The sequence below is a fragment of the Pseudomonas sp. Z5-35 genome, assembly GCF_051131945.1.
GTDB classification, from domain to species: domain Bacteria; phylum Pseudomonadota; class Gammaproteobacteria; order Pseudomonadales; family Pseudomonadaceae; genus Aquipseudomonas; species Aquipseudomonas marvdashtae.
Genome location: NZ_CP071640.1, coordinates 125444 through 147539, shown reverse-complemented (window position 1 = coordinate 147539; position 22096 = coordinate 125444). Strand labels below are relative to the sequence as shown.

The 22096-nt window shown below is 61.7% G+C and carries 17 protein-coding genes; 14 read left to right on the top strand and 3 right to left on the bottom strand.

All coding sequences use genetic code 11. From position 1 onward, the window contains the following. Positions 1–4: 4 nt before the first annotated feature. The 3 genes from tssK to tagH form a co-directional block, all read right to left on the bottom strand. Positions 5–1339: a type VI secretion system baseplate subunit TssK gene (gene tssK, locus J3P95_RS00680; protein WP_434559913.1), complete on the bottom strand. Its 1335-nt coding sequence runs from the start codon at positions 1337–1339 to the stop codon at positions 5–7. A gap of 15 nt (positions 1340–1354) precedes the next feature. Continuing rightward, positions 1355–1861: a type VI secretion system lipoprotein TssJ gene (tssJ, locus tag J3P95_RS00675; RefSeq protein ID WP_186615156.1), complete on the bottom strand. Its 507-nt coding sequence runs from the start codon at positions 1859–1861 to the stop codon at positions 1355–1357. Between the two features lie 69 nt (positions 1862–1930). Beyond that, the gene (gene tagH, locus J3P95_RS00670) at positions 1931–3358 is read right to left on the bottom strand and encodes a type VI secretion system-associated FHA domain protein TagH (RefSeq protein ID WP_434579125.1); all 1428 of its coding nucleotides are present in this window, start codon (positions 3356–3358) and stop codon (positions 1931–1933) included. Between the two features lie 403 nt (positions 3359–3761). Between tagH and tssA the strand changes: the two genes are divergently transcribed. The 14 genes from tssA to J3P95_RS00600 all read left to right on the top strand — a co-directional run bounded on the left by tssA (position 3762) and on the right by J3P95_RS00600 (position 22057). Then, positions 3762–4787, top strand: coding sequence for a type VI secretion system protein TssA (gene tssA / locus J3P95_RS00665; RefSeq protein WP_434559909.1), 1026 nt, complete (start codon positions 3762–3764; stop codon positions 4785–4787). An 80-nt stretch (positions 4788–4867) separates the two neighbouring features. Then, positions 4868–5383, top strand: a complete 516-nt coding sequence (tssB, locus tag J3P95_RS00660) for a type VI secretion system contractile sheath small subunit (RefSeq protein WP_186633609.1) — start codon at positions 4868–4870, stop codon at positions 5381–5383. Positions 5384–5395: 12 nt separating this feature from the next. Next, entirely contained in the window at positions 5396–6892 is a 1497-nt protein-coding gene (gene tssC, locus J3P95_RS00655; protein WP_434559907.1) for a type VI secretion system contractile sheath large subunit, read from the top strand. A 147-nt stretch (positions 6893–7039) separates the two neighbouring features. After that, positions 7040–7528, top strand: a complete 489-nt coding sequence (locus J3P95_RS00650) for an Hcp family type VI secretion system effector (RefSeq protein WP_186633606.1) — start codon at positions 7040–7042, stop codon at positions 7526–7528. Positions 7529–7609: 81 nt separating this feature from the next. Then, positions 7610–8065 (top strand): type VI secretion system amidase effector protein Tae4, encoded by a 456-nt coding sequence (locus J3P95_RS00645; RefSeq protein ID WP_186633603.1) that lies wholly within the window; start codon positions 7610–7612, stop codon positions 8063–8065. Further along, positions 8062–8511 (top strand): hypothetical protein, encoded by a 450-nt coding sequence (locus J3P95_RS00640; protein ID WP_434579128.1) that lies wholly within the window; start codon positions 8062–8064, stop codon positions 8509–8511. Before J3P95_RS00645 ends, J3P95_RS00640 begins: the two co-directional genes overlap by 4 nt. After that, on the top strand, positions 8505–9017 hold the full coding sequence (gene tssE, locus J3P95_RS00635; protein WP_186615140.1) for a type VI secretion system baseplate subunit TssE: 513 nt from the start codon (positions 8505–8507) through the stop codon (positions 9015–9017). The genes J3P95_RS00640 and tssE overlap by 7 nt, the downstream gene beginning before the upstream one ends. Then, positions 9014–10873 (top strand): type VI secretion system baseplate subunit TssF, encoded by a 1860-nt coding sequence (gene tssF / locus J3P95_RS00630; RefSeq protein WP_434579130.1) that lies wholly within the window; start codon positions 9014–9016, stop codon positions 10871–10873. Before tssE ends, tssF begins: the two co-directional genes overlap by 4 nt. Beyond that, positions 10837–11889 carry a type VI secretion system baseplate subunit TssG gene (gene tssG, locus J3P95_RS00625; RefSeq protein WP_434579131.1) on the top strand — a complete coding sequence of 351 codons (1053 nt, stop codon included), beginning with the start codon at positions 10837–10839 and terminating at the stop codon, positions 11887–11889. The genes tssF and tssG overlap by 37 nt, the downstream gene beginning before the upstream one ends. Next, entirely contained in the window at positions 11882–14572 is a 2691-nt protein-coding gene (tssH, locus tag J3P95_RS00620) for a type VI secretion system ATPase TssH (RefSeq protein ID WP_434579132.1), read from the top strand. Before tssG ends, tssH begins: the two co-directional genes overlap by 8 nt. 88 nt (positions 14573–14660) lie before the next feature. Next, positions 14661–16598: a type VI secretion system tip protein TssI/VgrG gene (gene tssI / locus J3P95_RS00615; protein ID WP_434559895.1), complete on the top strand. Its 1938-nt coding sequence runs from the start codon at positions 14661–14663 to the stop codon at positions 16596–16598. A gap of 18 nt (positions 16599–16616) precedes the next feature. Continuing rightward, positions 16617–17054 carry a DcrB-related protein gene (locus J3P95_RS00610; RefSeq protein WP_434559893.1) on the top strand — a complete coding sequence of 146 codons (438 nt, stop codon included), beginning with the start codon at positions 16617–16619 and terminating at the stop codon, positions 17052–17054. 9 nt (positions 17055–17063) lie between these two features. Continuing rightward, entirely contained in the window at positions 17064–21395 is a 4332-nt protein-coding gene (locus J3P95_RS00605; RefSeq protein WP_434579134.1) for an RHS repeat-associated core domain-containing protein, read from the top strand. Continuing rightward, the gene (locus tag J3P95_RS00600) at positions 21392–22057 is read left to right on the top strand and encodes a hypothetical protein (protein ID WP_434559889.1); all 666 of its coding nucleotides are present in this window, start codon (positions 21392–21394) and stop codon (positions 22055–22057) included. The genes J3P95_RS00605 and J3P95_RS00600 overlap by 4 nt, the downstream gene beginning before the upstream one ends. Positions 22058–22096 lie beyond the last annotated feature (39 nt).

Sequence of the window (22096 nt, the reverse complement as noted above, 5' to 3'; positions counted from 1 at the left end):
CGGTTTATCCTCGGATCGCCCAGAAAGCCAGGTTCAGCCCCGGGAACTGGCCGGCGATGTGGAATGCAAAGCCGCCGGAGTTGCTCAGCTGTTGCCAGTGATCGCTGCCCCGGTCGAGTTCGTAGTAGGTGGAACCGGCGTGGTACGGAAGCTGACGCGGCGCCACCGGCAACGGCAGCAGGCCGATGCCCGGCAGTTGCAGGTTGACCAGGTCGCGGATGTGTTCCACCGAGCCGACCTTGCTCTGCTGGCCAAAGCGGCCGCGCAAGGTTTCGGCCGGCACATCGGCGCGCACCACCAGGATGAAACTGGCGCTGTCGAGCAGGGTCTTGTCGGCCAGCATCGCCACGTGAATACCGTAGGCTTTCTCGACGATCGGGATCGGCGTGGCCCGGCTGTCGATCAGCATCGACAAGGCCTCGCGCAGGGCCTGCATCACCGGTGCGTAGCTGAGCGCCAGGTCGTCGTGCTGGTATTGCGGGTATTGCTGCGGTCGTCGCCCGGCCGCGGTAAAGGTCGAGAACTCTCCGGCCAGGCTCACCAGTTCACTGTAGAAACGCTCAGGGTGCAGCGGCGTCACTTGGCTCAGGTGTTGAATCAACGGCTGGGCACGGTTGACCAGTTGCAGCAGCATGAAATCGGCGATCTCCGAGGCACCGCCGGCGCCGGAAGCCACCACGCGCCCGGCCAAGGCTTCGCCGCGTTGGTGCAGCAGGCCGAGCAATTCGCTGCGGAACGCCGCCAGCAGCTTGGAAGCCGTCACATCCAGCAGCGGTGGGATGTAAGTGTCATCGAGCACCAGGGCACGGTCGGCGCGTTTTTCCTTGATGCGCACCACGCCCACCGCCGCGTAGTCGCCGAGGCCGTCCTGCTCGGTCAACAAGCGCAACGCCCGGGAACCCACGGCCACCGGCGCACGGTTTTCAAACGGTGCGTTGTCGTCGCGCACTTCGCAGACCTGGCTCACGTAGCGGGCGGCGCCGAGCTCTTCGCCTTCATCGACGGTGTCGCGGGCACCGGCGCGCTTGAGCGGAAGGGCCAGGTACACCACGCCGTCGCGCAGGTTATCGTCGACATTCAGTGGCGTCGGCGCGAGGTCATCCTGGGGAATGTTGAACGGGGTGCCGTCCGGTAACAGGCCGCGTGCCGAAATGATCGCCAGCTTGCCCTGGGCCAACAGGCCCTGGTCGATCAGCAATTCGGAAAAACCCCAGGCGCCTGCCGTCAACGGGCGGCTGCGAGCGTCGATGAGGTTTTCCAGGTAACGGTCATGCTGCTGGAAGTGCTGCGTTCCAATGAACATGCCTTCCGACCAGACCACGCGATTGTTCCAGGACATGGGGGCTCCGATTGCTTATTGGGCAGGGCTGGATGGGGGGACGACGACGGCGCTGCGTACGGCGCGCACGTCGAGGCTGATCTGGTATTCGGTGTATTGGCGCGCCGGGACATTCATCACTGTGCGCCACAGCGACTGGTCCAGCTCGCGATAGCCCACCAGTATTCCGATGTGACGGGTGGCCGGGTCAAGGTCGCGTTGCAGGCTCAACTGTTGGTTGGGCTGGATCAGTACTTCGTCCTGGTCGATCAGGTCGGTGCCCAGCGTTGCCTGGGCCCGTTCGGCCAAGGCGAAATAATCGGCACGGCCGAAGGTCGCGGCATTCTTGAGCTCGAAGATACGCACCCGGACCGGTGCCGGCTGGCCAGTGGCGCCGGGGTTGAGCCCGGAGATGGCGTGAAAGTGCAGCTCGACCGCCGCGGTATCGGCCTGGGCCTCTTCGGGCTCGGGTGCGGCCGCATCCTTGGCGCACGCCGTCAGCAGCAGCGCTGTGGCGACGGCGAGTAAAAACCTGGGAATCATCCTGCGTCCTCAATGACGTTTGAGCTATCCGTTGTGTGCGTTATGAAAAGTGTTTTGGCCCGGCGACGCTCAAGGGCGTCGCTGTCGTGTGCTGTGTTCTTCGTAGGCACGGCTGAATTCACGACCGAACAGGTCCTGGAAATCTTCCTGGGCCTCGCGGGAGATGTTGCTATAGAGCTCAGTGAATTGCTGCCAGTACTGGGCCTGTCGCGAACCGCTGAAAATGCCCGACAGTCCGCCGGGCTTGCCCATGCGCGCCTCTAACTGCGCCGGCTCGAAACGCGCCAGCAGATGCTTGATTGCCGCTTCCACGCCGGCCATCACCGCCAGTTGGTGGGCACGCAAATCATCGAAACTGTCGCGCACCGCCACGTCCGGCGCCATGAAGGCCTGGTTGCCGTGGCGCAACAGCAACAGCAGCGCCTCGTCGACATTGGGGGCGAACTTCAACGGGTTGTTTTCCACCGGCTGGATCATCGTCTGCTGGATGCGGAACTCGCCTTTGAGGCTGCTGCGGGCGCGCAGTACATCGATCAGTCCCTCGACCATCAGCCGATAGCTGCGCCCGATGCTCTCCATCTGCGCTTCGGCCTGGGCCTTGTCCAGTCGCAACTGATCCAGCCCGGCGCCACGCAGGAAGGCTTGCAGCAGGTCGGGCTGGGAAGTATCAACCGGGGTAGACAAGGGTTCGGCACGGCTGACCGGCGCTTCGCGCTCGGGCGCAGGCTCGATTGGCGCGCTGGCTTCGGCCAGCGGAACTGGCGGCACGGCAACGGACTCAAGCACAGGCTGCGGCGCGACGGCGACGGGCGCCACTGGCGTCGGTGCGGGCTTGTCGCTGAACGGGTCCCAGTCATCCGGGATCACCGGCGCAGAGGTCATGGCCACGGGCTCAATCACTGGCGGCGGGCTCGGGCGTGGAACCGGCGTAGGCGGACGGAAATCATGCTGCTCGGCCGGCACATGGTCAGGCTGAGCGGCGGGGGGGACGCTGGTCGGGGCAAGGAAGTCGAACAGGTCAGGCAGCGTGTCCATGGCCGACACGCCTTGAAATTGCGCAGGAACGGACACGGGCATCGGCGACGGCGAGTTCACCGGAGCACTCTGGCGGCCCATCAAGGCTTCGAAACTGCTGGGCGCTTCGGCAAACGGATTGCTGTCGGTCACCGGCAGGTTGAAGTCCACCCGCGCCTGGATTTCATAGTCACCGATGCGGATGACTTCGCCATCCTGCAGCGGCTCGCTGTTGCCTTTGCGCAGGCGAATACCGGCCTTGACCAATTCCACACCGTTAGTACTGTTATCGGTCAGGTAATAACGTCCGTCCTTGTATTGGATAACGCAATGTTTACCCGAGACCAAACGCTCCGGATCCGGCAGTACCCAGTCATTATCGGAATTACGGCCAATTGCCATCATTCCCTGGTCCAGCGTCTTTTCAGAACACTGGCCGGGGGTAATCTTGTGATAACTAGTAATAGTCAAACACAGCGGCATTTCGCCTCCTTGCTGAATACTTCTTGTCGGCGGCGATACATCGCGCCTAAGCCCACGAAAGCGCCTACAAACCTTGTCAAACACCGCGAAACGGCTTTTTGCCAGCATGATTGCTGATCTTAACCGGCTTGCGTGACAAAAAACCTGCGTCAGTACCTACTCAGACCTGCGAGTCGCGCGGGTTGTTAAGCACCTCACAACTGTCACATCGGCGAAATAGCTTACCTTGACAACGGATAAGTACTACACCAAAAATGCACAACTTCTTGAATATACATGATGGCACTATAAGATCATTGCGCTTTTATAGCGCCATTACCGTCAAGGAACATGTGGAGTTTCATCCGAAACTTTCGTGTGCACTGCCCGATTTCTTCAACGGGTGATAGGGAGATCGATCCAAGTGGATGTGCCTTTGTTGCTCGCCGCCGTTTCCGCGAATTCGCCTTGCGGTGAAGACTTGGAATATGACGCGGATTTCTTGCGCCTGGAACGCGATTCCCGAGGCCAGCCCGAGCGCAGCATGGGCGACTCGATCCTGCCCGCCGAACCGCCTGAATGGCGCAGCATCCAGCAGCAAAGCCTGGACCTGCTTGCGCGCAGCAAAGACCTGCGCATCACCCATTTCCTGTTGCAAAGCTCCCTGGCCCTGGAAGGCATTCCCGGTCTTGCCCGCGTATTGACGTTGATCAGCGAATTGCTCAAGCAATACTGGGCCGACCTGCATCCACGCCTGGATGCTGATGACGACAACGACCCCACCGTTCGCATCAATGCCCTCGCCGGCCTGACGTCGGACGTTACCATTGGCCTGCTGCGCGAAAGCATTCTGGCCCGCTCCCGGACCTTTGGTGCCGTCAGCCTGCGCGCCGCCGCCAACGCCAGCGGCCTGCAAAGTTTTGCCGATGAAAGCCTGGGTGCCGAGCAGCTCGCCGGCGCCCTGCTTGACAGCAATCCCGAGCAGCTGGAAATCATCCGCGCCGCCCTGCTGCAAGCCCGCAGCGCCGCCGAAGCCATCGAACAGCAAGTCAGCGACCAGGTCGGTTCCGCCCAAGGCGTGGACCTCGGCCCGTTGAAACAACCGCTGAAAATGGCCTTGCAGATTCTCGGACAGTTCGCCCCGCAGAGTGGCGACAGTGCCCTTGCCGATCCTGTCGAAGCCGACAACGCCGCACCGATTGAATACGCCAGCGCCCCCAGCGCACCGCGCAATACCGTCCCGGGAGAAATCAACAACCGCGACGACGTCTTGCGCAGCCTGGATCGGATCCTCGCGTACTACACCCGTCATGAGCCCTCTAGCCCGCTGCCGGTGCTGTTGAATCGGGCGAAGAACCTGGTGCACGCCGACTTCGCGGCCATCGTGCGCAACCTGATTCCCGACGGCATGAGTCAATTTGAAAACCTGCGCGGCCCAGATAGCGAATAAAAGCCAGCGGATCACGCAGTCACGTCATAGGTACCCCCGATGACGCCAACATCGTCGCTCAAGCGACCAGGAGCAGCAACGTGGCGAAGCAAAGTTCTCAGAAATTCATCGCGCGCAACCGCGCGCCTCGAGTGCAGATCGAGTACGACGTCGAGCTCTACGGCGCCGAAAAGAAGGTCCAGTTGCCCTTCGTCATGGGGGTGATGGCCGACCTCGCCGGCAAGCCTGCCGAGCCTCTGGCACCCGTGGCCGACCGCAAGTTCCTCGAGATCGACGTCGACAATTTCGACTCGCGCCTCAAGGCCATGCAACCTCGCGTGGCGTTCCATGTGCCGAACGAACTGACTGGCGAAGGCAACCTGAGCCTGGACCTGACCTTCGAAAGCATGGACGACTTCAGCCCCGCGGCCGTGGCTCGCAAGATCGATTCGCTGAACAAGCTGCTCGAAGCGCGCACCCAACTGGCCAACCTGCTGACCTACATGGACGGCAAGACCGGCGCCGAAGAAATCATCATGAAGGCGATCAAGGACCCAGCGCTGTTACAAGCCCTGGCGAGCGCGCCGAAGCCCGCCGACGCTGAGCCCAAGGCTTAAGGACTAACGATCATGAACGATTTGGTACGCGACAATCAGCCCCAGAACCTGGGCGCCACCGAAGAAACCAGCGAGTTCGCCTCGCTGTTGATGCAAGAATTCAAACCCAAGACCGAGCGCGCCCGCGAAGCCGTCGAGACCGCCGTGCGGACCTTGGCCGAACAGGCCCTGGCGCAGACCGACCTGGTGTCCAACGATGCCATCAAGTCGATCGAGTCGATCATTGCCGCCATCGACGCAAAGCTCACCGCCCAGGTCAACCAGGTCATCCACCACCCCGATTTCCAGCAACTGGAAAGCGCCTGGCGTGGCCTGCACTACCTGGTCAACAACACCGAGAGCGATGAGCAGCTCAAGATCCGCGTGCTCAACATCTCCAAGACCGACCTGCACAAGACCCTGAAGAAATTCAAGGGCACCGCGTGGGACCAGAGCCCGATTTTCAAGAAGATGTACGAAGAAGAATACGGCCAGTTCGGCGGCGAACCTTACGGCTGCCTGGTCGGCGACTACTACTTCGACCAGTCCCCACCCGACGTGGAATTGCTGGGCGAGCTGTCGAAAGTCTGCGCCGCCATGCACGCACCGTTCATTGCCGCCGCCTCGCCGACCGTGATGGGCATGGGCTCGTGGCAGGAACTGTCGAACCCACGCGACCTGACCAAGATCTTCACCACCCCGGAATACGCCGGCTGGCGTTCGCTGCGTGAATCGGAAGACTCGCGCTACATCGGCCTGACCATGCCGCGTTTCCTGGCGCGCCTGCCGTACGGCGCCAAGACCGACCCGGTGGAAGCCTTCGCTTTCGAAGAAAGCACCGACGGCGCCGACAGCTCCAAGTACACCTGGGCCAACGCCGCCTACGCGATGGCAGTGAACATCAACCGCTCGTTCAAACACTTCGGCTGGTGCTCGCGCATCCGCGGCGTGGAGTCGGGCGGTGAAGTGGAAAACCTGCCGGCCCACACCTTCCCTACCGATGACGGTGGCGTGGACATGAAGTGCCCAACCGAGATCGCCATTTCGGACCGCCGTGAAGCGGAACTGGCGAAGAACGGTTTCATGCCGCTGCTGCACAAGAAAAATACCGACTTCGCCGCGTTCATCGGCGCGCAGTCGTTGCAGAAACCGGCCGAATACGACGACCCGGACGCCACCGCGAACGCCAACCTGGCCGCCCGCCTGCCATACCTGTTCGCCACCTGCCGCTTCGCTCATTACCTGAAGTGCATCGTGCGCGACAAGATCGGTTCCTTCAAAGAGAAGGACGAGATGCAGCGCTGGTTGCAGGACTGGATCCTCAACTACGTCGACGGCGACCCGGCGCACTCCACCGAGACCACCAAGGCCCAGCATCCACTGGCTGCCGCCGAAGTGATCGTCGAAGAAGTCGAAGGCAACCCGGGGTATTACAACTCCAAGTTCTACCTGCGCCCGCACTATCAGCTCGAAGGGCTGACCGTGTCGTTGCGCCTGGTATCGAAACTGCCGTCGGCCAAGGGCGCATAAACACCGACCTTGATGTGATCGTTCCCATGCTCCGCGTGGGAACGCTGCGCGTCCGAGTGATGCGCAGCGACATCAGATGCGTGACCACGCAAAGCGTGGGAGCGATCAACAAAACGCAATGTGGTAGACACCACACAGGGAGAAAACATGGCTGTTGATATTTTCATCAAGATCGGCGACATCAAGGGCGAGTCCATGGACAAGGCCCACAAGGACGAGATCGACGTCCTGAACTGGAGCTGGGGCATGTCCCAGACCGGCAACATGCATGTAGGCAGTGGCGGTGGTGCGGGCAAGGTGAGCATCCAGGACCTGTCGCTGACCAAGTACGTCGACAAGGCTTCGCCGAACCTGATGATGCACTGCGCCAGCGGCAAGCACGTCGACAAGGTCAAGCTGACCGTGCGCAAGGCCGGTGGCGAAAGCCAGGTCGAGTACATGATCATCAACCTGGAAGAAGTGCTGATCACCTCCCTGAGCACTGGCGGTTCGGGCGGCGATGATCGCCTGACCGAAAACGTCACCCTGAACTTTGCCAAGGTGATGGTGGACTACCAGCCGCAGAAAGCCGACGGCACCAAGGAAGGCGGTCCGGTCAAGTTCGGCTGGAACATCCGTCAGAACGTCAAGGTGTAATCGAACACGCCTCCGGCGCCACGCGCCGGGGGTGTTTGGTGCTTGCTCGCAACCAATCTTTTCCCCTCCGGTATCTGAGTCATGGCCAAGCCTGCGTTTATCAATTTGTGGAAAGCCTATTCCGATTTGCTGGTCACCCATCCCGACGCGAAACCTTGCGACGGCCCTTGGGCGAACCAATGCGCGATTCGCATGAGCATCACGCTCAATACCGAACTGACCATCAAGGTCAACAAGTCCACCTACACCGAACCCAAATGTGCCCATGGGCATGCGCGTGGCGCCGAGTCATTGGCAAACTGGCTGTGGAAACATCATCTGGGCCGCCCGTTGATCCTTGGCGGAACGGCCGCGGACCGGCGCAAGCTGCAAGACAAGACTGGCCTGATTTTCTTCAAGGATTGTTTCCAGCAAGTGGGAGAAGCCTCGGAAGGTCGCACCGGCGATCATATCGACCTCTGGAACCGTGGCCTGACCCTAGGCTATGACGATCCGGCCTATCGATCCCGAGCGATCTGGTTCTGGGAGCTCGTATGATCAAGGCCCATTGCGCGATATGGGTCGGCTGCCTGTTGACCAGCCTGACCGCTTGTGCCCAGCAGCAATCGCCATCGGCAACCTCCTCCGTCCCGGTGGAGCATGTCGTCTCGATGGGCGGGCAAACGCTGACACTGGAGAACGACCAGGCGCGCTGCGCGCTGCGCAAACCCGACCAGACCCTGATGCCACTCGACTTGGCCTGGCCCTGCCAGTTCAGGGTCGATCGACAAGGCAAACCCCACGTCGAGACCTTCGGCGAGGTGCCTATTGTCATCGTTGTCCATGTATCTGCTGGCCCCCATAACAATCAGGAGTGTCGCTCCGAGTATCGCGCCATACGCCAGATCAATGGACAACTCGAACCCTCGATAATCGCTCGTACTGCCAGCTGCATGACTGGCGCAGGTGACCAGAAGAATTACACGGGCCTTTTCACTTGGTAACCGAAATCGCCACCCGCGATCGCCTGCAACCGTCCCTGCTGGACCGGCTGACCGACGACGATCCGAGCAACCCCAAGGAAAGCGCCGACAAGCGCGTGCTGTCCCTGACCCAATTGAAAGCCTCGGTGCTGCGGGACCTGGCGTGGCTGCTCAACACCACGTCTTTGCTTGACGCCGACGCCACGCTGCATACTCCGGCGGGCACCTCGGTGGTGAATTTCGGGCTGCCGGCACTGGCGGGCAACAGCGCTTCGAACATCGATGTTCCCGCGCTGGAAAGCCTGATTCACCAAGCCATCGCCACGTTCGAGCCGCGCATCCTGCGCCACACCCTGCGCGTGCGCGCCCGGGCAACCGCCGAGATGAACCATAACGCCTTGAGTTTCGAGATCGAAGGCGACCTCTGGGCCCAACCGGTGCCGCTGCGCCTGATGCTGCAAACCGACCTGGACCTGGAAACCGGTCACGTGCGGGTGGTCAACGCCGACCAGCGGAGACGCCCATGAATCCGCGCCTGCTCGAGCTGTACAACCAGGAACTGCACCACGTGCGCGAAAGCGCGGCGGAATTCGCCAAGGAATACCCGAAGATCGCCAGTCGGCTGACCCTGGCCGGCATGGACTGCGCCGACCCCTACGTCGAGCGCCTGCTGGAAGGCTTCGCCTATTTGACGGCGCGGGTCCAGCTCAAGCTCGACGCCGAATACCCGACCTTTACCCACAACCTGTTGGAAATCGCCTATCCGCATTACCTGGCGCCGACGCCGTCGATGACCGTGGTGCAGATGCAGGCCGACCCGGACGAAGGCTCGCTGAGCAGTGGTTTCCCGCTGCCCCGCGACACCGTCCTGCGCGCCGCCCTCGGTCGTGAATCCCAGACCTGCTGCGAGTACCGCACTGCTCACGCGGTGACGTTGTGGCCGTTGCAAGTCAGCCAGGCCGAGTATTTCGGCAACCCGTCCGCCGTGCTCGGGCGCCTGGCCGCCAGCGAACCGAAAGCCAAGGCCGGCCTGCGCCTGACCCTGCGCACCGGCGCCGAGCTGCCGTTCAACAGCCTGGCCCTGGACAACCTGCCGCTGTACTTGAGCGGCGCTGACGAACAACCGTTCCGCCTGTACGAACAGCTGCTGAGTAACGCCTGCGCAGTGTTCGCTCGCCAGCCGGGCGGCGATTGGGTCGAACGGCTGCCGCAGGATGCGTTGCGCTCCCAGGGCTTCGATGACGCCGAGGCCGCGCTGCCAGTGGTGCCGCGGGCGTTCCAGGGTTATCGCCTGCTACAGGAATATTTCGCCCTGCCGCACCGCTTCCTGTTTGTCGATTTCACCCAGCTCGGCCGTGCGGTCAAGCGCTGCAACGGCCAGGAGCTGGAGTTGATCGTACTGTTCGACCGCCACGATCCGAGCCTGGAAGGCAGCGTCGGCGCCTCGCAATTCCTACCGTTCTGCACGCCGGCGATCAACCTGTTTCCCAAGCGCCTGGATCGCATCCACTTGTCCGACCGGGTCAACGAACATCATGTGATTGCCGACCGCACCCGGCCGATGGATTTCGAGGTGCATTCGCTGACCGGGCTGACCGGCCACGGCACCGGTCCGGAGCAGCCGTTCCTGCCGTTCTATGCGGTACGCGATCCGTCCCGCTATGGCCGCGACCAGGCTTACTACACCGTACGGCGCGAACCGCGCGTGCTGTCCAGCGATCAGCGGCGCAATGGTCCGCGCTCGACTTACGTCGGCAGCGAGACCTTCGTCAGCCTGGTGGACAGTCAGCAGGCGCCCTATCGCCACGACTTGCGCCAACTGGGCGTGACCGCGTTGTGCACCAACCGCGACCTGCCGCTGTTCATGAGCGTGGGCAACGGCAAGACCGACTTCACCCTGGCCGACAGTGCACCGGTGGGCGCGGTGCGGTGTGTGGCAGGTCCCAGTCGGCCACGGGCCAGCCATGCCCACGACGCCAAGGCCTGGCGGTTGATCAGTCAGTTGTCGCTGAACTACTTGTCGTTGAGCGAACAAGGCCAAGGCGCCGCCGCCTTGCGTGAACTGCTGCGCTTGTACGGCGACAGCAACGACGCGGCGCTGCAATTGCAAATCGAAGGCCTGCGCGAAGTCACCAGCAAGGCCTGCACCCGACGCTTGCCGATGCCTGGCCCGATCGTGTTCGGTCGTGGCCTGGAGATCACCCTGGAATTCGATGAAAACGCGTTTCGCGGCACCGGGGTGTTCCTGCTCGGTGCGGTGTTCGAACGCTTCCTGGCACGCTATGTGTCGATCAACAGTTTTACCGAGACGGTGATCCGTACCACCGAACGCGGCGAGATCATGCGATGGAAAGCCAAGCCCGGACGTCGTCCGACCCTGTGAGTACCCTGGAGGCGATGCACCAGGAACCCTGGGAATACGATTTCTTCCAGGCGTTGCGGCGCATCGAGTGCGAATCCCCCGAACTGCCGCGCCTGGGCCATTCCCTGCGCCTGGCCGATGACCCGCTGCGCCTCGGGCAGCAGGCCGAGTGCACCTTCGCCCCGGCGACTTTGGCCTCGGTACAACCGGGCGTTGACGGCACGCCGGCGCGCCTGGAGCAATTCTTCTTCGGCCTCGGCGGCCCCAACGGCCCGATGCCGCTGCACATCACCGAATACGTACGCGAACGCCAGCGCAACAATGGCGACAGCACCAGCAAACGCTTTCTCGATGTGTTCCATCACCGCCTGCTCAGCCTGTTCTACCGGGCCTGGGCCGAAGCACGGCCAACGGTCAGCCATGATCGTCCGGACGACGATTATTGGTCGGCGCGCCTGGCGGCACTCAGCGGCCGGGGCATGCCGAGCCTGCTCAACCAGGGGTTGATCCCCGACACGGCGAAGCTGCATTACAGCGGTCACCTGTCGGCGCAAACCCGCTACCCGGATGGTTTGAAGGCGATTCTCGGCGAGTACTTCGGCCTGCCGGTGGAGATCGAAGAATACGTCGGCCAATGGCTGGAACTGCCGGAACGCAGCCGCGTCGGTGTCAGCGCCCATCAATTGGGCGTGGACTTCTGCCTGGGCCGTTTCGTCTGGGATCGCCAGCACAAATTCCGCATCCGCCTGGGCCCGCTCAAGCTCGTCGATTACATGGGCATGCTGCCAGGCAGCCAACCGTTCAACGAGCTGGTGGCCTGGGTCGCCGAATACCTGGGCCATGAACTGGACTGGGATTTGAACCTGGTCCTGGAGCAGCCTGAGGTCCCGGCGCTACAACTCAATGGGCGTTTCCGCCTGGGTTTCAACACCTGGCTGGGACGCCCCGAAACAGATGCCAACGATCTAATACTGGCCCGGCACTACGCCGATCAGGCCAACACCTCACAGACCTCAAGGAGCCATGAGCATGGGTGAAATCAGTCGCGCCGCGTTGTTCGGCAAACTCAACAGCGTGGCCTACAAGGCCATCGAAGCCGCCACCGTGTTCTGCAAGTTGCGCGGTAACCCTTATGTGGAACTCGCCCACTGGTTTCATCAGTTGCTGCAATTGCAGGACTCGGACCTGCATCGCATCATCCGCCAGTTCAACATCGAGCCGGCACGCCTGGCCCGTGACCTGACCGAAGCGCTGGATCGCTTGCCACGGGGTTCGACGTCGATCACCGACCTGTCCTCCCATGTGGAAGAAGCCGTGGAACGCGGCTGGGTCTACGGCAGCCTGATGTTCGGCGAAAGCCAGGTGCGCACCGGTTACCTGGTGCTGGGCATCCTCAAGACCCCAAGCCTGCGCCACGCGCTGCTGGGCCTATCCTCGGAGTTCGACAAGGTCAAGGTCGAAGCCCTCAGCGAGCGTTTTGACGAATACGTCGGCGACTCGCCGGAAAACGCCCTGACCGCCAGCGACGGCTTCAACGCAGGCAGCGTGCCCGGCGAAGCCAGTGGCGCCATGGCCCCGGCTGCCATGGGCAAGCAAGAAGCCCTCAAGCGCTTTACCGTGGATCTCACCGAACAGGCGCGCAGCGGTAAGCTCGACCCCATCGTCGGCCGTGACGAAGAGATCCGCCAACTGGTGGACATTCTCATGCGCCGCCGGCAGAACAACCCGATCCTCACCGGCGAAGCCGGCGTGGGCAAGACTGCCGTGGTCGAAGGCTTTGCCCTGCGCATCGTCGCTGGCGACGTGCCGCCGGCCCTCAAGGACGTTGAATTGCGCAGCCTCGACGTTGGCTTGTTGCAGGCCGGCGCAAGCATGAAAGGCGAATTCGAACAGCGCCTGCGCCAGGTCATCGAAGACGTCCAGGCCTCGCCGAAACCGATCATCCTGTTCATCGACGAAGCCCACACCCTGGTGGGTGCCGGTGGTGCCGCCGGCACGGGCGACGCGGCCAACCTGCTCAAGCCGGCATTGGCCCGCGGCACCTTGCGCACCGTCGCCGCCACCACGTGGGCCGAGTACAAGAAGCACATCGAAAAAGACCCGGCCCTGACCCGCCGATTCCAAGTGGTGCAAGTGGCCGAGCCGTCGGAAGACAAGGCGCTGCTGATGATGCGCGGCGTGGCCTCGACCATGGAAAAACACCACCAGGTGCAGATCCTCGACGAAGCCCTCGAAGCTTCGGTCAAGCTGTCCCACCGCTACATTCCCGCGCGCCAGCTGCCGGACAAGTCCGTGAGCCTGCTGGACACCGCCTGCGCCCGCGTCGCCATCAGCCTGCACGCCGTGCCGGCCGAAGTGGACGACAGCCGTCGGCGCATCGAAGCCCTGGAAACCGAACTGCAGATCATCGCCCGTGAGCACGCGATTGGCGTGGTCATCGGCACTCGCCAGACCCACAGCGAAAGCCTGTTGAACGCCGAGCGCGAGCGCTTGGCCGAGCTGGAAAGCCGTTGGGCCGAAGAGAAAACCCTGGTGGACGAACTGCTCGCCACCCGCGCCACCCTGCGCGAGCGTGTCGGCGTGGTGGACAGCGAGGACAACAGCGAAGCTTGCGACAACGAAAGTCACCAACTGCGCGAAAAACTGGTGGACCTGCAACAGCGCCTGACCGCCCTGCAAGGCGAAACCCCGCTGATCCTGCCGACCGTGGATTACCAGGCCGTGGCCTCGGTGGTCGCCGACTGGACCGGTATCCCGGTGGGCCGCATGGCCCGCAACGAACTGGAAACCGTGCTCAACCTCGACCAGCACCTGAAAAAACGCATCATCGGCCAGGATCACGCCTTACAGATGATCGCCAAGCGCATCCAGACCTCCCGCGCCGGCCTCGACAACCCGAGCAAGCCGATTGGCGTGTTCATGCTCGCCGGCACCTCCGGCGTGGGCAAGACCGAAACCGCCCTGGCCCTGGCCGAAGCCATGTACGGCGGCGAGCAGAACGTCATCACCATCAACATGAGCGAGTTCCAGGAAGCCCACACCGTATCCACCCTCAAGGGCGCGCCACCGGGTTACATCGGCTACGGCGAAGGCGGCGTGCTGACCGAAGCCGTGCGGCGCAAACCCTACAGCGTGGTGCTGCTGGACGAGGTGGAAAAAGCTCACCCGGACGTGCATGAGATTTTCTTCCAGGTGTTCGATAAAGGCGTGATGGAGGACGGCGAAGGCCGGGTGATCGACTTCAAGAACACCTTGATCCTGCTCACCACCAACGCTGGCACCGAGCTGATTGCCCAGGTCTGCAAGGACCCGCAAAACGTGCCCGAGCCGGAAGAAATCGCCAAGGCCCTGCGCCAGCCGCTGCTGGAGATTTTCCCGCCGGCCTTGCTCGGACGCTTGGTGACGATTCCGTACTATCCGCTCAGCGACGAGATGCTCAAGGCGATCACCCGTCTGCAACTCAACCGCATCAAGAAGCGCGTGGAGAGCACTCACAAGGTCTCGTTCGACTACGACGACGCAGTGATTGACCTGATCGTCTCGCGCTGCACCGAAACCGAAAGCGGCGGCCGCATGATCGACACCATCCTGACCAACAGCCTGTTGCCGGACATGAGCCGCGAGTTCCTGACCCGCATGCTTGAAGGCAAGGCGTTGGCCGGCGTACGGATCAGCGCTCGGGATAACGAATTGCAATACGACTTCAGCGACGCGGCCTGACCTGCAGGAACGCGATAACCGTGTGGGCGCGCTTGCGCCCACATGGAACTCGGCGCCGCCAGCTCATACAACTTGCACGGGACACTCGATGTTATTCAACCAAGCCTCACGCCTGGCAAAAATCACCAGCCCCCTGGGACCCGAGGTGCTGTTGCTCAAGGACATGGGCGGCGGCGAAGAGCTGGGGCGGCTGTTCAACTACGAGTTGCAGTTGCACTCGCTGGACAACGCCATCGATCTCAACCAGGTGCTCGGCAAGCCCATGTGCGTGAGCGTTCAACTGGATGGCGGCGGTGAGCGGCATTTCCACGGCATCGTTGCGCGCTTCAGCCAAAACATCGACCAAGGTCAGTTCGCCAGCTACCAGGCCACGCTGCGACCCTGGCTGTGGCTGCTGACGCGCACCTCCGATTGCCGGATTTTCCAGAACCTGACCATTCCGCAGATCATCAAGCAGGTGTTCCGCGACCTCGGCTTCTCCGACTTCGAAGACGCCCTCAGTCGCCCGTATCGCGAGTGGGAATACTGCGTCCAGTACCGCGAGACCAGCTTCGATTTCGTCAGTCGCCTGATGGAACAGGAAGGCATCTATTACTTCTTCCGCCACGAGCAGGGCCGCCATGTGCTGGTGCTGGCCGACGCCTATGGTGCCCACACCACGGCGCCCGGCTACGGGTCGGTGCCCTACTACCCGAAGAATGAGCAGCAGCGCGAACGCGATCATATCCATGACTGGCACCTGGCTCAGGAAGTCCAGCCCGGCTCGCTGGAGCTTAACGACTACGACTTCCAGCGCCCCAGCGCCCGCATCGATGTGCGCTCGGCCATGCCGCGCCCCCATGCCGCCGGTGACTATCCGCTGTACGACTACCCCGGCACCTACGTGCAAAGCGCAGATGGCGAACATTATGCTCGCACCCGCATCGAAGCCTTGCAGACCCTGCATGAGCAGGTCGAGCTGGCGGGCAACGCCCGCGGCCTGGGTTCGGGGCACCTGTTCAGCCTCACCGGCTTTACTCGCCAGGACCAGAACCGCGAATACCTGATCGTCGGCGCGCGTTACTACGTCTCCCAGGAGAGCGGTGAATCCGGTGTCGGCGCGCCCTCGGCGCAATTTGAAAGCAGCCTGACCTGCATCGACGCCCAGCAAAGCTTTCGCCCGATGGCGATTACCCACCGCCCCATCGTCAAGGGGCCGCAAACCGCCTTGGTGGTCGGCCCTAAGGGCGAGGAAATCTGGACCGATCAGTTCGGCCGGGTGAAGGTGCATTTCTATTGGGACCGTCACGACCAGTCCAACGAAAACAGCTCATGCTGGATCCGCGTGTCGCAATCCTGGGCGGGTAAAAACTGGGGTTCGATGCAGATTCCGCGCATCGGCCAGGAAGTCATCGTCAGCTTCCTCGAAGGCGACCCGGACCGGCCGATCATCACCGGCCGCGTCTACAACGCCGAACAGACCGTGCCCTACGACCTGCCGGAAAACGCCACCCAGAGCGGTATGAAAAGTCGTTCCAGCAAGGGCGGTACGCCGGCGAACTTCAACGAAATCCGCATGGAAGACAAAAAAGGCGCAGAGCAGTTGTACATCCATGCCGAGCGCAACCAGGACATCGTGGTCGAGGTGGATGAAAGCCATTCGGTGGGCCACGACCGCAACAAAAGCATCGGCCACAACGAGACGGTGACCATCGGCAACAACCGGCTGCGCATCGTCAAGCAGGAGGACATCCTCTCGGTGGGCCAGCGCAAGACCGACAGCATCAGCCAGAGCTACGTCATCGAAGTGGGCGAGAACCTGCGCCTGGTCTGCGGCGAAAGCATCCTGGAGCTCAACGCCAGCGGCCAGATCAACCTGACCGGCGTGCAAATCAGCTTCTATGCCAGCGGCGATGCCGAGTTCAACACCGGCGGCGTGCTGCACCTGAACAACGGCGGCGGTCCCGGCGCCACCCCGGACGGCCAGGGCGTCAAGGCCAGCATCGACGCCAACGTCGCCGCCGCGTTCCCGCCGCCCAAGGGCTAACCAGGAGATAGATGCCCCATGACTTACCGTCTCAACGAATTCCAGCTCCAGCTACCGCCCAGCGAACTGCTGGACGCCTCGATCAACATCCTCAAGTTCCCCGAATTGGGTACGTCCTTGATCGTCAGCCGTAGCCTGTTGGCCGAGGGCGAAACCTTGCAAAGCAACCTGGACGAGCAGCTCAAGCGCCTGGAAAAACAGGTCCAGGACCTGCGCTGCCAACCAGGCGCCACGTTGCGTGTGGGAGCGAACCAGGAAGTCGAAGCCATCGAACTGCGCAGCCAGTTCAACAAGGGCAACGAAAAGGTCTTCCAGTTCCAGTTGGCGCTGGTACTGCCAGGTACTCGCAAGATGCTTGCCTTGAGTTACGTGAAGGCCGAGAAGCTGGGGGATGCTGAGGCGGCACATTGGGCGACGATCAAGGGTTCGCTGATATTCGACGCTCCGGCCGGATGAGCAACGTGCATGTCTGACGCACTCTGGGCCGCCCGCCTGGGTGATGCACTCAACCACACCTCGATGATGGCCGACATCCTCGGCGGCGTGCTGGAAGTGGCGGCGAACATTGCAATCACGGCCGTGGCGACGGCTGCCGTAGTGGCGGCCACGGGCATTACCGTGGTCACCGGCGGCCTGGGCTGCTTTGTGCTCGGTTTGGTGGTGGGCACGGTGGTCGGCCTGGCGATGAGCAAGACCGGGGCCGACAAGGGCCTGAGCAATATATGCGAAGGCATCGGCAACGCCCTGTTTCCGCCCACGGTGCAGGCCAACATTCTCACCGGCTCCACCGACACCCTCACCAACAACATCCCCGCCGCCCGCGCCGCCGGGGCGATTGAATCCCACGTTGCCCCCGCCGGTACGGAGCTCGAGGCGCCCGAGCCTGAAGAAGAGCCCAGCTACCTGGACATGGCCGGAAACTTCTTCTCGCAGATGTGGCGCCCCACCGTCGCCTCGCCCGCCCCAGGCGCCGTGCCCAAGCCGGAAGACTTGGTCATCTGCACCAAGCACCCGCCCATGCCGCCGCAGTTCATGGCCGAAGGCTCGGACAAAGTCACCATCAATGGCCAGCCCGCCGTGCGCAGCGGCGACCGCAGCACCTGCGATGCGACGGTGGTGTCGGCCGGGCTGATTTCCCCTGACGTGACCATTGGCGGCGGCTCAGTGGTGGTGCGCGAGATTCGCAGCGGCAAGACGCCGGGCGTGGGCCTGGCGGTCACCGCGTTGCTGATGCTCAAGGGCGGCAAGGGCAAGTTCTTCAGCAAACTGCCGTGCATGCTGGTGGGCGGCGCGGTGTCCATGGCCGCCAGCAGCGCGGCGAACGCGGCCGCCAATGCGGCCATGGGTTCGTCGAACCCGGTGCACGCCGCTACCGGGGCCAAGGTGCTAGGCGGTGACGAGGACCTGGATTTCGTCTTGCCCGGCATCCTGCCGATTGACTGGCAACGCTTCTACAACAGCCGCGACGAGCGCCGTGACAGCCTGTTCGGCGCCGGCTGGAGCGTCGCCTACGAAGTCCAGGTAGAAATCCTGCCCCACCTCGACGGCGGCGAAACCCTGGTCTACACCGACGAACAGGGCCGCCCCATCGACATGGGCTCAATCCCCTTGGGCGGCGCGGTGTTCAGCGCCGGCGAAGGCCTGGCCGTGCGCCGCCATGTGGATGGGCGATTGCTGATCGAAAGCGAAGACGGCCTGTACCGTCTGTTCGAACCTTCGCCCGCCAACCCTTCGCACCTGCGCCTGAGCCAACTGGGTGACCGCAACGACAACCGCATCCACCTCGACTACGACGAGGCCGGACACCTGGTGCGGCTGCGCGACACCTTCGACCTGGTGCAAGTCGAGCTGATCCGCGCAGGCGAACGCGTCACCCACATCGAGCGCCTCTACCCCGACCAATCCCGCGAAGTGCTGGTCAGCTACGCCTACGACGCGGCGAACACCCTCGCCGAAGTGCGCGACGCCACCGGCCAGGTGCAACGGCGCTTCCGCTACGACGCCGGGCAACGGATGGTCGAGCACCAGTTGCCCACCGGCCTGCACTGCTTCTACGAATGGGCCCTGATCGACGACCGGGAATGGCGCGTGGTCCGACACTGGACCGACGAAGGCGACGCCTACCAGTTCGACTATGACCTTGCCGCCGGCATCACCCGCATCAGCGACAGCCTGCAACGGGTCAGCATTCGGCACTGGAACAGCCAGCACCAGATCACCCGGTTCAGCGACAACCTCGGCCAGACCTGGTTGTTCGAGTGGAACGATGAGCGCCAGATGCTCGGTGCTACCGATCCGCAGGGCGGGCGCTACACCTATAGCTATGACGAGGCCGGCAACCTCAGCCAATCCAGCGATCCGCTCGGACGCATTGAGTCCGTCTTATGGCTCGATCATTGGTCGCTACCGTTAGTAGAAACCGACGCCGCCGGCAACAACTGGCGATACGAATACAATCGCCGCGGCAATTGCATTCGCGAAACAGACCCTCTGGGCCTCGTCACCCGATATCGCTACAACGCTCACGGACAGATCACAGAAATTGTCGACCCCACCGGCAAAAGCAACACCTTGCGTTGGAACGCTATGGGGCGGCTGGCTGAACATATTGATTGCTCCGGCTATTCGACAAAATTCAGCTATGACCATCGCGGTTATCTGCAGGTCATCACGGATGCGCTCGGCGAGCGCACTGTCTATGAACATGACACACGCGGCCGCCTGCTGCGTTATCAGCTGCCCGATGGCCGCGTCGAACAATACTTGCGCGACGCAAGCGGTCAACTCACCCGTTACATCGATGCGGCCGGTCACACCACCGTCTATCAGCACGATGGTCGCGGACACGTTCGCCAACGCATCGATGCCCATGGAAGGTCGGTTCAATTCAGCTACGACGCTTATGGACGCCTCCAGGCGCTAACCAACGAAAACGGGGAAAGCTATCGATTTGCCTGGGACGCCGGCGACAGGATGATCGAGCAACAGGACCTGGATGGCAGCGCCCGACTTTATGCCTACGATAAGCTGAATAACGCCATTCGCGAAACACACTGCCCTGCCCCTTTTGGCCAGGGTATGGCGCTGGTATCCAACAGTCCCATAGAGCCCATCGTTCATCACCTTGAGCGAGATGCGGCCGGGCGGCTGATTGGCAAAGTGACGGCAGACGGCCGAACCGCGTACACCTACGATGCAGTGGACCAACTCATTGCCGTCACCTTTACAGACAATCAGGGCAACCAAAAAGACCTGAACTTTGCCTACGACGCCATCGGCCAACTGCTGGAAGAGCAAAGCTCGGCTGGCTGCCTGCGGCATCATTACGATGAGTTGGGCAGCCTGATACAAACGCAGCTGCCTGACGGTCGTCGACTCAATCGGTTGTATTACGGCAGCGGCCATCTACATCAACTCAACATCGACGGGCAACTGATCAGTGATTTCGAGCGCGATCGATTGCACCGTGAAGTCCTTCGCACTCAGGGACGACTCATCACCCGTAGCGAATATGACCGGGGCGGACGTGTGCGCTCGCGCCTGCAACGTCATGCGGACCAGTCGACACTACTGCCACCTGTGGCGCAGAAACAATTCAACTACGACCCCAATGACAACCTGATCAGTCGCTTCGACCAGACGACCAGCGGTGATCGCCAACGGCTGCTGCACTACGATGCGACGGGGCGCATTCTCGCCAGCCAAGACAACATCCAGGGCCCGAGCGAAACCTTCGCCTACGATGCTGCCGCCAACTTGCTGGATGGCCCACAACCCGGCGCCGGGCTGGTGGTGCATAACAAATTACTGACCTATCAGGACAAGCGTTATCGTTACGATGCCTTTGGCCGGATGATCGAAAAACGCAGCGGTGGCCATCGGGTACAACGCTTTTTCTACGATGCCGAACACCGTTTGATCGAGGTGCATAACCGCAGCGATTCCCAAGATACGGTCGTCCGAATGACCTATGACCCACTGGGTCGTAGGACGGCGAAAACCGAACATGACAGTCGTGGTTATCCACTGGGTGAAACACGCTTCATCTGGGACGGTTTGCGGCTGCTTCAAGAACACAAACACAGCCAGTGCAGCGTTTACCTCTACGACACGGAAAGCCACGAACCCATCGCCCGAGTGGATGGTATCGATGCTCAACAGAACATCCACTACTACCACAATGATCAGAACGGGCTACCCGAGCAGCTCTCGGACGCCAAGGGCGACATCGTCTGGCAAGCGCGCTACCGCGTGTGGGGCAACACCGTTGAGGAAGTGCGTGAGCCTCACTACATCGAAGAACAGAACCTGCGCTTCCAAGGCCAGTACCTGGACCGAGAGACGGGCCTGCACTACAACACGTTTCGCTTTTACGACCCGGATATAGGGCGGTTTACGACACCCGACCCCATCGAACTGCTGGGCGGAATCAATCTCTATCAATACGCCCCCAACCCGCTCGGCTGGATAGACCCCTGGGGCTGGTCATGCCACGGCAACTCAAAAACCAGTCGCAAACCGCAACATGGTTACGAGATCGTGGACACGCGCACGGGTAAAGTCGCCAAAACCGGCGTGAGTGGCGGCAAGATAAAAACAAACGGAAAATCCGTACGCGCCGAGACCCAGGTGAGGAAATGGAACAACGAACCGGGTAACACGGGACGTTACGAATCCAGAGTCATCAAAAAGGTGCCGGCCGGCCCAGGTGCTCGTTGGAAAATCGAGCACTGGGAGCGAAGAAACGCAAATCGACGCAGGCAGGAACTAGACCCAGCGAGGCATTCAAGACCATGATCTTAAAAGAAATCTACCTGTACCCCGACCTGGGCGAATTCAGCGACGACATTATTCGTCCGTTTCGCGACCAAAGCCGATCGATCTGCAATTTTCTTGAGCGCCACCTGAGTGCAGAAAAATTCGAAACGCCCAACTTCAAGAAAATCTGCTTTGTCGGCACCCGCCAAACCGTCAACGAGCCCTATGTAAACTCCAGCGGTGCGCTCATCGTCAATGTCAGCCTGGATACCGAACAGTATAAAAAATGCACATCGGTCAACGAGCTCAATGAGTTCTTTATACAACGGTTGTTGGAAGGCCTGGAAACATGCCGCCCGCACATAGCGTTGCCGCTTGATCTGCTGAAAAACGCAATGGATGAGTTCCGCCGCAACCACTATAAAAACGAGTGGACCTTCAAGCAGAAAAAAATAAAAGGGTCGGACTATGTCTGCGCCCTGGAGTGCCAGTTAACCATCGACTGCTTCCTCATGAACTTCAAGGTCTTGAGGAAAGACACACCGGTGCTCGACAAAGAAATCATGCGAACCGCGCCCGACGAAATAGCGTTCGGTCCGTACCTCAAAGACCTGAAGGAAGAAGGCGGCAGAATAAAAGTCATCGACAAGTCCGGCGTGGCCTTCTATACCACCACGGTTTCTAGCTTGGACAAGCTTTGACAGCTGTCCAAAGGGCGAAATGCCGATCGAGCCAACACC

Excerpts from the sequence above, each read along its gene's own strand:
- tssK (WP_434559913.1), bottom strand. The coding sequence starts at position 1,339 with ATGTCCTGGAACAATCGCGTGGTCTGGTCGGAAGGCATGTTCATTGGA.
- tssJ (WP_186615156.1), bottom strand. The coding sequence starts at position 1,861 with ATGATTCCCAGGTTTTTACTCGCCGTCGCCACAGCGCTGCTGCTGACG.
- tagH (WP_434579125.1), bottom strand. The coding sequence starts at position 3,358 with ATGCCGCTGTGTTTGACTATTACTAGTTATCACAAGATTACCCCCGGC.
- tssC (WP_434559907.1), top strand. The coding sequence starts at position 5,396 with ATGAACGATTTGGTACGCGACAATCAGCCCCAGAACCTGGGCGCCACC.
- J3P95_RS00650 (WP_186633606.1), top strand. The coding sequence starts at position 7,040 with ATGGCTGTTGATATTTTCATCAAGATCGGCGACATCAAGGGCGAGTCC.
- J3P95_RS00645 (WP_186633603.1), top strand. The coding sequence starts at position 7,610 with ATGGCCAAGCCTGCGTTTATCAATTTGTGGAAAGCCTATTCCGATTTG.
- J3P95_RS00640 (WP_434579128.1), top strand. The coding sequence starts at position 8,062 with ATGATCAAGGCCCATTGCGCGATATGGGTCGGCTGCCTGTTGACCAGC.
- tssF (WP_434579130.1), top strand. The coding sequence starts at position 9,014 with ATGAATCCGCGCCTGCTCGAGCTGTACAACCAGGAACTGCACCACGTG.
- tssG (WP_434579131.1), top strand. The coding sequence starts at position 10,837 with ATGGAAAGCCAAGCCCGGACGTCGTCCGACCCTGTGAGTACCCTGGAG.
- tssH (WP_434579132.1), top strand. The coding sequence starts at position 11,882 with ATGGGTGAAATCAGTCGCGCCGCGTTGTTCGGCAAACTCAACAGCGTG.
- tssI (WP_434559895.1), top strand. The coding sequence starts at position 14,661 with ATGTTATTCAACCAAGCCTCACGCCTGGCAAAAATCACCAGCCCCCTG.
- J3P95_RS00610 (WP_434559893.1), top strand. The coding sequence starts at position 16,617 with ATGACTTACCGTCTCAACGAATTCCAGCTCCAGCTACCGCCCAGCGAA.
- J3P95_RS00605 (WP_434579134.1), top strand. The coding sequence starts at position 17,064 with ATGTCTGACGCACTCTGGGCCGCCCGCCTGGGTGATGCACTCAACCAC.
- J3P95_RS00600 (WP_434559889.1), top strand. The coding sequence starts at position 21,392 with ATGATCTTAAAAGAAATCTACCTGTACCCCGACCTGGGCGAATTCAGC.